Below are 13,434 nucleotides of genomic sequence, written 5' to 3' on the forward strand. Positions count from 1 at the left end.
GCCTCATGCCGCACAGCCTTTGTTCGCCGCGCCGAGGAGAACGACACGAACATGGCCGCTCCGCGCAATCCTCCCTCCGGTCAGCCCCTCACCCTGATCGTCCGATCGCGGCAAATGCCGGGCATTACTTTCACTGGCTTCCATGCAGGATCAACTTGCTGATGAGTATGGATGAGGCCTCGAATATCTAAGTCGCCCCGTCCATTTCGGCTCGCGCATGTACAAGCCGCGCGCAAGCAACGCAAGGCAGCCGCCAGGCTCTCGGGTGCCAACGACGGCGACGCCCCGTGCGATTGCCTCCTCATGGAAGACTGGTTATGGAGCCCCGGTGACGTCTCCAGTACAGCTCATTCCCGCATCGCGCCATGTCGACAGTAGGGGTTGGTTCACCGAGGTCTACTCGGAGCGCAACTTTACGGCGAACGGCCGCGCCTGTCGGTTCGTGCAAGACAATCACTCGCTCTCCGTAGCGCCGTTCACGCTGCGAGGTCTCCATTTTCAAGTGCCGCCGCATAGCCAGGCCAAGCTGGTGCGCTGTGTTCGAGGACGCATATACGATGTCGCCGTCGACATGCGATCGGGTTCCCCGACTTATGGCCACTGGGTGGCCGCTGAATTAACGGCGGAAAACGGATCGCAGATGTTCGTGCCTGCCGGATTTGCGCACGGGTTCCTGACGCTGGAGAGCGACTGCGAGATCATGTACAAGGTCTCTGATTTCTACGCGCCGGATTGCGATGCGGGCATTCGGTGGGACTCCGTGCCGATTGCGTGGCCGCTACCTGACGGGGCTCTCCCTGAGCTCTCTCCGAAGGACGCGGCCCTTCCGGCGCTGGAAAACTTCCATTCGCCCTTCGTCTATGACGGTCACCCACTCGAGCCGCTCGGCTAAGGAAAGAAGAAGATGCGGATATTCGTCACTGGCGGCGCCGGGTTCATCGGCTCCGCCTTGATTCGGCACCTTATCGCGAACACGGGGCACGAAGTCCTCAATTACGACAAGCTTACCTACGCGGGCAGCCTGTCGACGGTCACGGACGTAGCGACGGACCCCCGCTATAAGTTCGTTCGCGGCGACATCTGCGACGGTGACGCTGTTGCACGCGCGATGCAGGAATTCGCACCCGATGTGGTGACCCATCTGGCGGCCGAAAGCCACGTGGACCGCTCTATCGATGGGCCCGACGCCTTCATCCAGACGAACGTCGTCGGAACCTTCGTGATGCTGACGGAGGCGCGGCGCTATTGGCAGGGCCTTGACGCGGCGAGGCGCGCGGCGTTCCGGTTCCACCATATCTCCACCGACGAGGTTTATGGATCCCTGGGCGAGAGCGGCCTCTTTACCGAGGAGACGCCCTACGATCCCCGCTCGCCTTATTCAGCGTCGAAAGCCTCTTCGGACCACTTGGTGAGCGCATGGGGGCACACCTTCGGCCTCCCCGTCCTGATTACGAATTGCTCGAACAACTACGGTCCGTTTCACTTTCCCGAGAAGCTCATCCCTCTGATGATCGTCAAGGCCCTCGCGGGCGAAATGCTGCCCGTCTATGGCAAGGGGGATCAAATTCGCGACTGGCTGTTCGTCGAGGATCATGCCCGCGCCCTCCAGACGGTGTTCGAACACGGCAAGACGGGGCGTACCTATAACATCGGCGGCCATAACGAGAAGCAGAACGTCGAGGTCGTACAAACCATCTGCGCCATCCTCGACCGGCTACGCCCGCGCTCCGACGGCAAACGCTACGAAGAACAGATCGGGTATGTCGCCGACCGGCCCGGTCACGACAAGCGTTATGCCATCGACGCCAGCCGCATCCGCGACGAGTTGGGCTGGTCTCCGGCCGAGACCTTCGAGAGCGGCATCGAAAAGACGGTTCGCTGGTATCTGGACAACGAACATTGGTGGCGCTCCATTGTGGAGGCCGGGGCCGTGGACCGACGCGGTTTAGCAGCTTGAGGCGTGTTCTGGTGACGGGCGGTGCCGGGCAGCTTGGTTCGGCGCTTAGCCGGTTGCGCTGGCCCGATGGCTGGTGCGCGGATCCGGTTACTCGCGATCTGCTCGACCTGGAGGATGCTGCCGGCGTCCGCGCGCGCTTCGCCGAGGGGCGGTGGGATGCGGTGATCAACGCGGCCGCCTATACCGCGGTCGACCGCGCCGAAGACGAGCCCGCCAAGGCCTGGGCGGTCAATGCCCTGGGGCCGGCGATCCTGGCGGAGTGCTGCCGGGAGGCGGGCATTCCGATCGTTCAGGTGTCTACCGATTATGTATTCCCCGGCACGAAGCTTGGAGCCTGGGCGGTCACCGACCCTGTCGCTCCGCTTGGTGTCTATGGCGCTTCCAAGCTTGGGGGCGAACTCGCCGTCGGCACTTCGGGCGCACGTCACGCGGTAGTCCGCACCTCGTGGGTCTTCAGCGCGCAGGGCAGCAATTTCGTGAAAACGATGTTGCGGCTTGCCGCAGACCGCGACACAGTACGTGTGGTGGCAGATCAGACCGGTGGCCCCACTGCGGCTGCCGATCTTGCGGATGCACTGGCGCGCATTGTGGTACGCCTATGGCAAGATCCTGCTGCACCCTCGGGTACGTACCATTTCGCGAACGCAGGTTGTACCAATTGGGCGGATTTCGCGCGAGAGATTTTTGCTCAAAGTGCCGCCCGGGGGGGATCTGAAGCCCATGTGGAGCCGATTGCCACTTGCGACTTCCCTACGCGAGCCACGCGACCTGCCAATTCGCTGCTCGACACATCTCGTACCTCCGCCGAGTTTTCCATTTTCCCTCGGCCCTGGACCGAAGCGCTCGGAGAGGTCATGGACGAACTTCTGGGCCAGCCGGAAGCGGCTGGCGCATAGCAATCCGGGCACAGGCTTCGGGGGCGACCTGATGATCGGGCCCGCAGCCTGTGCAATGCCAAGTAGTGGGTGATGTTTGCTCTCCCTGCTATGGCGTCGTAAGAGAACGCCCCACGCTGACATCCGAGCGGGGCGAGCCGTCAAGCTGGCCATGTGGAGGGCAGGAACGCGTTGCCAACGTGTTGACTGCATTGTGGAGACTTCATGAGCGACCCTATTTTCGTCACGCGTCCGTTTCTTCCCCCTCTCGCCGACTATGTCGCCCTGCTGGAGCAGATTTGGGAAAGTCGCATCCTCACCAACGGAGGGCCTTTTCATCAATCACTCGAGCAGAGGCTTGCCGAGTATCTTGACGCCCCCGAAGTGTCCCTCACCACCAACGGTGCACTCGCGCTGGAAATCGCGATCGACGCGGCAGCACTGTCGGGTGAGGTGATAACGACCCCTTACTCGTTCGTTGCCACCACCCACTCGATCAAACGCGGAAACTTGAGGCCGGTTTTCGTCGACATCTCGCCGGACGACTTCAATATCGATCCCGATGCTGTCGAGCGGGCGATAACGCCAGCGACTTCGGCGATCGTGGGGGTGCATTGCTACGGCAATCCTTGCGCGGTGGATGCGATCGAGGCGATTGCCAAGCGTCACGGGCTGCGCGTGATCTACGATGCCGCACATGCGTTCGGCGTGCGGCTAAACGGACGTAGCGTATTCCAGTGGGGCGACATGTCGACCCTGAGCTTTCACGCGACGAAGTCCTACAACACCTTCGAAGGCGGAGCGATCGTAAACGCGACGGCGCAGGCGAAGCAGGGAGTCGAGCGAGCTAAGAACTTCGGTATCGCCAGCGAAGACGCGATCCCGCTGGTCGGGACGAATGGCAAGATGTCCGAGCTGAATGCCGCGCTTGGCCATCTGCAACTCGATCATTACGAGGAAGTCCGCGCATTGCGGCAACGTGTCGACGAGCGGTACCGGGCACACCTGAATGGGATCGCAGGCATCCATGTTCCGCCAATCCCGCGCGGGGTCACCGCCAACTACTCCTACTTCCCAATCTTGGTACTGCCAGAATTCGCGATCGACCGAGATCAACTTTATGACAGACTAAAACAGGCCGGGATTGTTAGCCGAAAATACTTCTACCCACTGCTATCCAACTTGCCGATGTATGATAGCCTGCCCAGCGCCGTCCCCGAAAACCTTCCTATTGCAAACCAGATCGTGAATCAGGTCCTGTGCCTTCCGATTTACCCTGGCTTGTCCGATGATGATGTTGATCGTATCGCCGAGTTCATCACCCACGCACACAATCCAGTTCGCGTGAGGGCGTAGGAAATCACGCGATTCGCGCCGGCGACTTTAAACTTTTACTAAAATTCTTAGGTGTGGATAATAACTATGAAGGGCATCATTCTAGCCGGAGGATCCGGGACGCGGCTCCATCCCGCGACACTGGCTGTCAATAAACAGTTACTTCCTGTCTACGACAAGCCGATGATATATTATCCAATGTCCGTTCTGATGCTAGCGGGCATCCGAGAAACATTGATAATATCCAGCCCGGAATATATCGAAAACTACCGCAGTCTCTTTGGAGACGGCGCGCATCTCGGATTGTCGATCGTTTACGCCGAGCAGCCGAAACCGGAAGGGCTTGCGCAGGCATTTACCATTGGCGCTGATTTCATCGGAAGCGACAGGGTGGCGCTAGTTCTCGGCGACAACATTTTCTTTGGCGCACATTTAACTGAACTCCTCAGCAACGCAGTTGCACGGGAGACAGGAGCGACGGTGTTTTCCTACCATGTGGAAGATCCAGAGCGTTACGGCGTTGTCGAGCTCACCAGCGACGGTAAGGCCGTCAGCCTGGAGGAGAAGCCGGCCAAGCCGAAATCGGATTGTGCAGTCACTGGACTGTACTTCTACGACAATCGCGTGGTCGATTTCGCAAGAGGCCTGAGTCCCTCCGCTCGCGGCGAACTGGAGATCACGGATTTGAATCGCGCGTACATGGAGGCCGGCGATCTCTATGTCGAGCAGATGGGTCGCGGTTATGCGTGGCTCGACACCGGCACGCACGACAGCCTGCTTGAGGCTGGGGAGTTCGTGCGGACGATCCAGCATCGACAAGGGGTCCAAATCGCCTGCCTCGAGGAGATTGCCTATGTTCAGGGCTTCATCACTGCGGACCAAGCACGAGCGGCAGGCGAGCGCTTCATCAAAACTGCCTACGGCCGCGCGATTTTGAAAGCGCTGCCACGCCCCTAGTCGAAGTCCATTAGGTGTAGGCATAAGCAAAGCTCCGATTTAATCAGACTCCTTCCACGGAACGCAAATGATTGAACTGACTCGAGAAATCGTCGCGTACTCCATTGTCGGCACGATCGTGCTAGTGAGCACACCAGTTACGATAGCCGCCTTGAGGCGTCAGCATCGAAAAAAGCTGCGGCTAAAGGGTATAAAGCGCCCAGGCTTCAATTAACCTCAGAGCAGCCGGGCCCCAGATACTTAGGACGAATTTTGTCCGGGGACCGTCTGGAAAGCTTGCCGCGCTGTCGTTTAAGGGCCGATTGCCAAGGCACGAGCAAGAAATGTCGGGTCGGCTCGACTCAGCATATGCCCTTTTGCCGCGCGATCTTTAAGGACGGATCTCGGCGGCCAGACTGTAGCTCACGCGCATCAGGTCGCCAGCCGCGGCGACGCCCACTCAATCAATGCTAGGCGATTGACTCCTTCTCAAGCGCGGGGCTGCCAGATGATGCGGGCTGCAGATCTGCTGCACCCGGCCGATGGCGAGCTCCGCACGTCGCGCGCGGCTAATCTTGCGAGCTCGCCGTAAGCGCAAACGGATGAACAGCACTGGCAGGCGAAATACGGTATCAAGCACGTCACTGAACGTGTCGGGCATGCCTCGCCGCAGAGTCCCTAGAAATCTCACGCGCGGCGTGGGGAAAAGTGTGGGGCAGCTGGGCAGCGCCGCGAAGGTTTTTGCTGTGATATCAAATCATTAAAAAGGTTTGAGAACACCTCCCGCTCGGCCATTTGGCCGCTCTTCCGGGCCACGCCGGGATTTGTAACGCCAGCCATGACCCTTGGCGACATTCCCCACCATTCTGGCATCAAGCCGTAACGGGTCGACGTTCAACGAACGGCATCACGCTTCGTGTGGCGCTAGCTGGACCACCCAAGGCGTGCACCTGAAAGAACGGCGCGCCCTTTGATGGGAGGATTGCTGTCGGCCCTACCTTTTCTCCACGCGCCCATTCCCCGGAAGGCTTGTGACTTGATGGGACACAAGCTAGCCTCCTGTCGAACACATGTTCGCTATCCGAACAACTAAAAGGGGGTCCTATGTACTCGTTGATGCTGGCGGCTACCGCAGCGATTGTAGCGCCTGCGGTCCAGGATGTCGCTGCGCGGTCCGCCGAGCTGCGTATGCCGAGCATCCTGCCGCTTGAGCGGCGGGCTGAGACCGAGGATCGTTGGCTGAAGCAGCGCTTCGAGAAGGTGTTGCCGACGTTGATGCGCCGCGACAAGGTGCAGATGTGGATCCTGGTCGCGGGCGAGTATAACGAAGATCCGATCGTCGAGACCATGCTGCCGGCGACCTGGCTGCACGCGCGTCGCCGCACAATCCTGGTCTTCTTTGATCCCGGCGAAGGCAAGCCGATCGAGAAGCTGGCGCTGGCCCGCTATCCGGTAGGAGACTTCGCGCCGGCCTGGAACCCTGACGCGCAGCCCGACCAGTGGGCGGAACTGGCGAAGATCGTCGCCACGCGCAATCCCGCGACGATCGCGCTCAATCGATCGGAGGAGTTCCCGCTCGCCGACGGGCTGAGTTCGACTCACTACCAAGCCATTGTCCGCGCGCTGGGTCCCGACATGTCCAAGCGGCTGGTGTCGCGCGAGCGGCTCGGCCTTGGCTGGCTCGAGACGCGGATTCCGGACGAAATGGCGACCTATCCGACGATTTCGCGCATTTCGCATGCGATCATCGAGGAAGGGTTCTCGGAGCTGGTCATCACGCCGGGCGTGACCACGTCGGACGATGTGGTCTGGTATTTCCGCAACCGTATCTCCGAGCTGAAGCTTGACACCTGGTTCCAGCCGAGCGTCGCGATCCAACGCGCCGATGGCGGCAAGTTCAACGTTCAGGAAATGGGCCACCGCGGCGATACCGTGATCATGCCGGGCGACATGCTGCACGTCGATTTCGGCATCACCTATCTGGGGTTGAACACGGATATCCAGCGGCTGGCCTATGTTCTCAAGCCTGGCGAGACGCAGGCGCCCAAGGGACTGCGCGACGGCATGGCAGCGATGAACCGCGTGCGCGCGGCGACCATCGCGGCGCTGAAACCCGGCCGTACGGGCAATGAAGTGCTGGCGCTCGCGCGCAAGCAGATCGAGCGCGAAGGGGTAGACGGCACGATCTACACGCACCCCATCGGCTATCACGGCCATGGCGCCGGAAGCGCCATCGGTTCGTGGGAAAATCAGCGGCCGGCAGCCGGCAAGGGCGACTATCGGATCGATGTAAACACCGCATGGTCGATCGAGCTTAATGCCCAGCACGACGTGCCCGAATGGGGCGGTCAGAAAGTGCGCTTCATGCATGAGGAAAATGGCTTCCTGTCGAGCGATGGCAGCTTCCGCTTCCTTGATGGCGGGCAGGAAGCGTTCATCCTCGTGCCCCGGCCATAACCAGGATGCGAAGCGGGTTGCGCGCGCTGCTGGCAGGAGCGGCATTGGCTCTCTCGGCGCCGGCCGTTGCGCAGACGGTTCGGGTGCAATTGTCGCTGGGCATGCCGCAAGCCGAGTATGACGGCCGCGTCATCCTGATCTTCAGCCGCAACGAGACTGTCGAGCCGCGCTTCCAGGTGGAGCGCGGCTTTGCGTCCGCACAAATTTTCGGCGAAGATGTCGATGGCTGGCGTGCCGGCCAGTCGGTGGCGTTCGCGGGCGGGGTGACCGGCTATCCGATTGCCGACCTGCGCGGTGTTCCGGCGGGCACCTATACGGTGCAGGCGGTGCTCCACAAATATGACAGCTATCACCTCGCCAATGGGAAGTCAGTGAAGCTCCCGGCGGCGCGCGGGGCCGGGCAGAACTGGCGCAAGGAGCCGGGCAACCTGTATAGCAGGCCGCAACGCATCACCTTCGATCCTGCGCGACGTGACGCCATCACGGTGACGCTCGACCAGGTGATGCCGTCGATTGCCGAGCCCAAGGACAGCGAATTTGTCCGCTTCTTCAAGTTCCGCAGTCCCAGCCTGTCGAAATTCTGGGGCCGCGACGTGTTCCTCAACGGGCATGTTCTGGTGCCCAAGGACTTCGACAAGCATCCCGAGGCGCGCTTTCCGATCGCGGTGTTCCACGGACATTTCCCCGAAGGCTTTGGCGGCTTTCGGACCACGCCCCCGGAGGCCGACCTGAAATGCGTGCCTGCGGCACGGTTCGACGAGCCATGCTATAACCGGATCGAGCAGCAGGAGGCGTACGACTTCTACCGCAAATGGGTGTCGCCCGATTTCCCTCGGATGCTGATTGTCGAGATCGACCACAGCAATCCCTATTTCGACGACAGCTATGCCGTGAACTCGGCCAATCTTGGCCCCTATGGCGATGCGATCACCCACGAATTCCTGCCGGCGCTGGAAAAGAAGTTCCAAGGGCTGGGGCAAGGCTGGGCGCGCTTCCTGTATGGCGGCTCGACCGGGGGCTGGGAGGCGCTGGCGGCGCAGATCTTCTACCCCGACGCCTATAACGGCGCGTTCGCGGCCTGCCCGGATACCGTCGATTTCCGGCAGACCAAGGTCGTCAACATCTATGACGACGAGAACGCCTTTTGGAAGATCGGGCCGTTCGGGCGCGTGGAGCGGATGGTCAACCAGAACTATCTTGGCCATGTCGGTTGGACCAACGAAATGGAAAATCGCTACGAGCGCGTGCTCGGCAGCAAGAGCCGCTCGGGCGGGCAATGGGACATCTGGGACGCGGTCTATTCGCCGATGGGCGAGGACGGCTATCCGCTGCCGATCTGGGACAAGACCACCGGCGTGATCGACAAGAAGGTCGCGGCACATTGGCGCGAGAATTACGACCTACGCCACATCCTGGAGCGCGACTGGAAGACGCTTGGCCCCAAATTGCGAGGCAAGCTGCACATTTATGTCGGCGACATGGACAACTTCCACCTCAACAACGCCGTGTATCTGATGGAGGAATTCCTAGAACGCGCCGATCCGGCTTATGAAGGCGAAGTCAAATATGGCGACCGCGCCGAGCATTGCTGGAATGGAGATCCCAGCCTGCCCAACAAGATCACCCGGCTGCGGTACAACAGCATGTATGTGCCCAAGATGATGCAGCGTATCCAAGCCGCAGCACCCAAGGGGGCAGATCTGACCAGCTGGCGCTATCGCTGAGGTGAGCCCCCCTTCCGTTCTGGGAAGGGGGTCGCTTCGCTTATTGCTCGCCGATCAGATGGAACTTGGTCTGTCGGCCGTCGATATAGCCGATGGTCTGACCGTCAAAGAAGGCGTCTTCCTCGCTCTTGAAGTCGACTTGCTGACCGTCCCACTCAGGCACGGCGCGGGTCGCCATGAGCTCGATCGACCAGGCGATGTTGGGCCGCAGCTTATACTCGCCGGTGGGCACGAACTTCTGCTCTTCCGAAAGTCCGATCGAACTGCCTGCGGCGTGGCCGTGATAGCCGATCGGGTGCGAATAGATGGTCGGGCGCAAACCGGCGGCGATCGCCTTGGCGCGGGCGCGATTGAGCACCTGGTTACCAGTGGCACCCACGCGGAACTCGGAGGTCACCGCATCCTGGACGCAGTTGTTGTCGCGCAGCCCCGCCCTCAGGCCCGCCGGCGCATCGGTTTCGCCGTCGCGCAGGACATAGGCGACATGCTGCGTGTCGGTGTTGAGCCCAAGATAGACGATGCCGAAATCGACGCGCAGCATGTCGCCTTTCTGGATCACGCTGGCGCGCTCGCGCAGCACGCCTGGCGTGCCCTTGCGCGTGACTTCAACTGACGGGTGGAACCAGGAACCGAAGCCGAGTTCGCTGACCCGCTGGCGATACCACCAGACCAGATCCTCATTAGTGGTGACGCCGGGCTTCACCACCTTGGCCGAGAAGCCCTCGCCGATGATCGCATGCGCTGCGCGCACTGCCTCGGCATAGCGCTCCATTTCTTGGCGCGTCCGCGTCTCCAGCCAGCCGATCGCTAGCGGGTAGCCAGGCACGATCCGGGCGCGCATCGCCGGGGTCATCGCCGCCGTCAGATCCGTGTACTGGGTATGCGTCATCCCATCGGCGAAGGCCGTGAGCGACGAGGTGTTGAGTGCAATCTTCTTGGGATTGCGCGCCGCAATCAGCTCGCGAACACGCGCCCACTGATCGGGCTGCTTCTCCATGTCCCACACCGGCGTGTAGAGATCGCCCATGCCATGCTTGCTGACCACCAGCCGCTCGATCGGCTTACCCTGACCGGGATCGAAGAAGATCAGGATCGTGCGGCGCCGCGCTCGCAAATTGGTGGCGTTGAGCATCGTCGTCATCACCGGATCTTCGAGATACTCGCGCGCCACCAGCACCCACATGTCGATGCCGTTCTCCCGCATCAGCTGGGGCAGGACTGTGTCGAAGCGCTGCATCAGCCATTGATCGCGCAGCGCCGCCTGATCGCGCAGCGGCAATATACTGGGCATTGCCGGTGACATCGACGCCTCATCCTGCGTCGGCGTGCAGATGGCGGTGGCACCAGCGTGCGGGGTGAGGAGCGCCAGCGCGGCGGCGCTGCCGAGCGTCATGGCTTTGAAGCGGGACATGCGGTTCCTTTTAACCGAAGGGCTGGTCGAGTGAGGAAGGAGGCTGCGTGAAGAAGCGCGGCCCCGCCTCAGTCATGTGGAAGCAATCCTCGACGCGCACCCCGAACTTGCCGGGGAAATAAAGGCCGGGTTCGTTGGAGAAGCACATGCCGGGCGCCAGCTTGGTGGCTTCGCCATGGACGAGGTTTACAGGCTCATGGACGTCGAGGCCGATGCCGTGGCCGGTGCGGTGCGAGAGTCCCGGCAGCTTGTAGCGCGGCCCATAGCCGAGGCTTTCGTAATAGCCGCGTACCGCGTCATCGACCTGACCGGCCAAAGCGCCGATCTGGGCCGCTTCCATCGCAACCCCCTGCCCGCGGCACACTTCGGCAAAAACCTTGCGCTGCTCGGCCGAGGGCGTGCCATGGACGAAGGTGCGCGAGATGTCGGCATGATAGCCCTCGACCGTGCACACGCAGTCCATCAGCACGACTGTGCCCGCCGTCAGCTTGAGCCTCTCTTTCGAGCCATGGGGCAGCGCGCTGCCGGGGCCGATCTGAGCGCTGCTTGATCCGCGCTGGCCGCCCAGCCGGGCGATCTCGGCAGTCATGATCGCGTTGATCTCGGTCGCGGTCATGCCAGCCTGCACCTGGGGGTGCATGGCGCGGTATGCCGCGTTCAAGATGTCGTTGGCGCGCTGCATCAGCGCGATCTCGGCAGGGGTCTTGATCAGCCGCAGCGCGTTGACGGCGCCGGCTCCCGATGCGGTGCGCAGATCGGGAAGCAGGGCGCGAATGCCATCGACGATAAAAAAGCGCGCCGTCTCCTCGACCGCAAGGATGCCGTTGGCGAGCTTCCGTGCCTTGAGCCAATCGGCGATCAGCGCGAAGGGACTTTCATCCTCCTGCCAGACGCGCACTTCGCCGGGAACGTCGAGCATCTCGCGGATCGAGGGCTCTTCGAAAAAGGGGGTGACGATCAACACCGGGCCATCGGCGGGGATCAGCGCGGCGGTGGTACGCTCGCTACGCCACCAGTCGATCCCGGTGAAATAGAACAGTGACGATCCCGCCTCGACGAGTAACGCCGCGTGATTGCGGCGGCGCAGCTCGGCTTGCACGCCGGCGAGCCGCGCCTGCCGTTCCGCGCGCGTGATCGGCGCGGCCTCGGCAATCGTGGCGGGTTGCGGTGCTGCCGCGGCGCGCGGCGCCGCCGCGAGTGCGGTGCCGGCAGCGGCGATCCCCAGTAGCTCGCGGCGGCCAAGGCTCACTTTGCGCGGCTCCCAAGGTCGCGCAGCAGCCCATCCCAATAGTCGAGCTGGCGCAGATAGGCCGCGATCGGCACGCGCTCATCCGTGCCATGTGCGCGGCTGTCTTCGGGCATGCGAAGCGGCAGCGCGCCGGCGCCGTAAGTCGGAATGCCGCGCTTGCGGAATTCGCGGCCGTCGGTGCCGCCCGACGACATGCTCGGCTTGAGTGTGACGCCCGGATAGACGCGCCGCACCGCCCGCTGCAGCGTCGCGAACAAGGCCGGGTTGACCGGAGAAACCGGGCTTTCGACTGCTTCGCCGATCAGCGAAAGGCGGATCTTGTCGTTGCCGATCGCCTCGACAAGCTTCGCCTGCACCGCGGCGACGGGGGTGCCGGGGAAGATGCGGCAATTGACGGTCAGCGTCGCATTCTGCGGCAGGGCATTGGGGGCGTTGCCGGCCTGAAGCATCGTGCCGACGCAAGTGGTCTGCAACAGGTTCGAATATTGCGGGTATTTCTCCACCTCGGCGCGCGCAGCGGCGTCGGCCGGATTGGCGAGCAGGGCCGTCAGCGCGGCACCCAGCGCCCCGCCCTTCTCGGCGGCAAGGTCGGCGACCATGATCCGCGTGATCTGGTTGAACTCGACCGGGAAGCGCAGCGCCTGCACCTTCTTGATCGCATCGGCCAGATCGTAGATCGCATTGTCCGGACGCGGCGCGGAGCTGTGGCCACCAGCGTTTGTGGCGGAGATCGCGAAGCTGGCGTTGGTCTTTTCCGCGGCCTGGATGTTGAAATCATACTTGCCCTCGGTGGTGACGGTGCCGCCGCCGGCGTCCGAATTGAGCGCATATTCCGCGCGCGCCACCAAGGGGTGCTGGATCAGCAGGCGGGTCGTCTGCATGCCCGTCTCCTCGTCGCCGGAGAAGGCGAGGAGCAGGTCACGCTGGGGTACGAACCCAGACTTTTTGAGACGGATGAAGCTCGCGACCAACGCCGTCACCCCGGCCTTGTTGTCGGTCGAGCCGCGGCCATAGATATAGCCGTCCTTTTCGACCGGCACGTAGGGATCGGTGGCCCAATTCTCCTTGAGCGCATCGACCACGTCCATATGGCCCAGGAACGCGATCGGCTTGGCCAATGGGTTGCGGCCGGCGTAGCGCACCACGAGGCCGACCGTCTTCTCGCCTTCGATCTCGATCGGCAACATCTCGATCTCGTCCGCGCGGAAGCCCGCTTCGCGCAGCCGCTTGGCGAACTTCTCGGCAAGGACCGGCACCTGGCCGCGGCCCTTGGCGGTCGGAACGGCAATGGCTTCCTCAAGGATCGCGCGCGCCATGGTGCGGTCGGCGTCGCTCACCGCCGGCTCCGTTTGCGCCATTGCGGGCAAGGCCGCGCTGCAAACCGATACCAGCGCCACCGCGGCCATGCGCCGCGCAGATCCGTACATCGTCATCAAACACCCTCTCGAAACAAAAGCCCCGGCGACGATAGGCTCGTCGCCGGGGCGGGC

10 protein-coding genes are annotated in these 13,434 nt (G+C 62.3%); 7 read left to right on the plus strand and 3 right to left on the minus strand.

The window, feature by feature from the left end; all coding sequences use genetic code 11:
- Positions 1 to 328: 328 nt before the first annotated feature.
- The 7 genes from rfbC (at position 329) to LQ953_RS04760 (ending at position 9,284) form a co-directional block, all read left to right on the plus strand.
- Positions 329 to 892: a dTDP-4-dehydrorhamnose 3,5-epimerase gene (gene rfbC, locus LQ953_RS04730; protein ID WP_231029513.1), complete on the plus strand. Its 564-nt coding sequence runs from the start codon at positions 329 to 331 to the stop codon at positions 890 to 892.
- Between the two features lie 12 nt (positions 893 to 904).
- Positions 905 to 1,957, plus strand: a complete 1,053-nt coding sequence (rfbB, locus tag LQ953_RS04735) for a dTDP-glucose 4,6-dehydratase (protein ID WP_231029514.1) — start codon at positions 905 to 907, stop codon at positions 1,955 to 1,957.
- Between the two features lie 11 nt (positions 1,958 to 1,968).
- A complete protein-coding gene (gene rfbD, locus LQ953_RS04740) occupies positions 1,969 to 2,853 on the plus strand; it encodes a dTDP-4-dehydrorhamnose reductase (protein ID WP_231029515.1) in 885 nt (294 codons plus the stop codon).
- 204 nt (positions 2,854 to 3,057) lie between these two features.
- Positions 3,058 to 4,188, plus strand: a complete 1,131-nt coding sequence (locus tag LQ953_RS04745; protein WP_231029516.1) for a DegT/DnrJ/EryC1/StrS family aminotransferase — start codon at positions 3,058 to 3,060, stop codon at positions 4,186 to 4,188.
- 66 nt (positions 4,189 to 4,254) lie between these two features.
- The gene (gene rfbA, locus LQ953_RS04750; protein WP_231029517.1) at positions 4,255 to 5,124 is read left to right on the plus strand and encodes a glucose-1-phosphate thymidylyltransferase RfbA; all 870 of its coding nucleotides are present in this window, start codon (positions 4,255 to 4,257) and stop codon (positions 5,122 to 5,124) included.
- 1,083 nt (positions 5,125 to 6,207) lie between these two features.
- Positions 6,208 to 7,560: a M24 family metallopeptidase gene (locus LQ953_RS04755; RefSeq protein WP_231029518.1), complete on the plus strand. Its 1,353-nt coding sequence runs from the start codon at positions 6,208 to 6,210 to the stop codon at positions 7,558 to 7,560.
- Positions 7,561 to 7,604: 44 nt separating this feature from the next.
- Positions 7,605 to 9,284 (plus strand): alpha/beta hydrolase-fold protein, encoded by a 1,680-nt coding sequence (locus LQ953_RS04760; protein ID WP_231029519.1) that lies wholly within the window; start codon positions 7,605 to 7,607, stop codon positions 9,282 to 9,284.
- A gap of 40 nt (positions 9,285 to 9,324) precedes the next feature.
- Here the strand turns inward: LQ953_RS04760 and LQ953_RS04765 are convergent, their stop codons facing one another.
- From LQ953_RS04765 to LQ953_RS04775, 3 genes are read right to left on the minus strand one after another with little or no spacing between them, the layout of a single operon-like run.
- Positions 9,325 to 10,695, minus strand: coding sequence for a M24 family metallopeptidase (locus LQ953_RS04765; protein WP_231029520.1), 1,371 nt, complete (start codon positions 10,693 to 10,695; stop codon positions 9,325 to 9,327).
- Between the two features lie 10 nt (positions 10,696 to 10,705).
- A complete protein-coding gene (locus LQ953_RS04770; RefSeq protein WP_231029521.1) occupies positions 10,706 to 11,944 on the minus strand; it encodes a M24 family metallopeptidase in 1,239 nt (412 codons plus the stop codon).
- Positions 11,941 to 13,377, minus strand: coding sequence for a M20/M25/M40 family metallo-hydrolase (locus LQ953_RS04775; RefSeq protein ID WP_231029522.1), 1,437 nt, complete (start codon positions 13,375 to 13,377; stop codon positions 11,941 to 11,943). The genes LQ953_RS04770 and LQ953_RS04775 overlap by 4 nt, the downstream gene beginning before the upstream one ends.
- Positions 13,378 to 13,434 lie beyond the last annotated feature (57 nt).

Origin of the sequence: Sphingomonas sp. IC-56 (genome assembly GCF_021043375.1) — a bacterium.
GTDB lineage: Bacteria > Pseudomonadota > Alphaproteobacteria > Sphingomonadales > Sphingomonadaceae > Sphingomonas.

Bases quoted from the DNA above. Each gene is read 5' to 3' on its own strand.
- rfbB (WP_231029514.1), top strand. From the start codon at position 905: ATGCGGATATTCGTCACTGGCGGCGCCGGGTTCATCGGCTCCGCCTTG.
- LQ953_RS04745 (WP_231029516.1), top strand. From the start codon at position 3,058: ATGAGCGACCCTATTTTCGTCACGCGTCCGTTTCTTCCCCCTCTCGCC.
- rfbA (WP_231029517.1), top strand. From the start codon at position 4,255: ATGAAGGGCATCATTCTAGCCGGAGGATCCGGGACGCGGCTCCATCCC.
- LQ953_RS04755 (WP_231029518.1), top strand. From the start codon at position 6,208: ATGTACTCGTTGATGCTGGCGGCTACCGCAGCGATTGTAGCGCCTGCG.
- LQ953_RS04765 (WP_231029520.1), bottom strand. From the start codon at position 10,695: ATGTCCCGCTTCAAAGCCATGACGCTCGGCAGCGCCGCCGCGCTGGCG.
- LQ953_RS04775 (WP_231029522.1), bottom strand. From the start codon at position 13,377: ATGACGATGTACGGATCTGCGCGGCGCATGGCCGCGGTGGCGCTGGTA.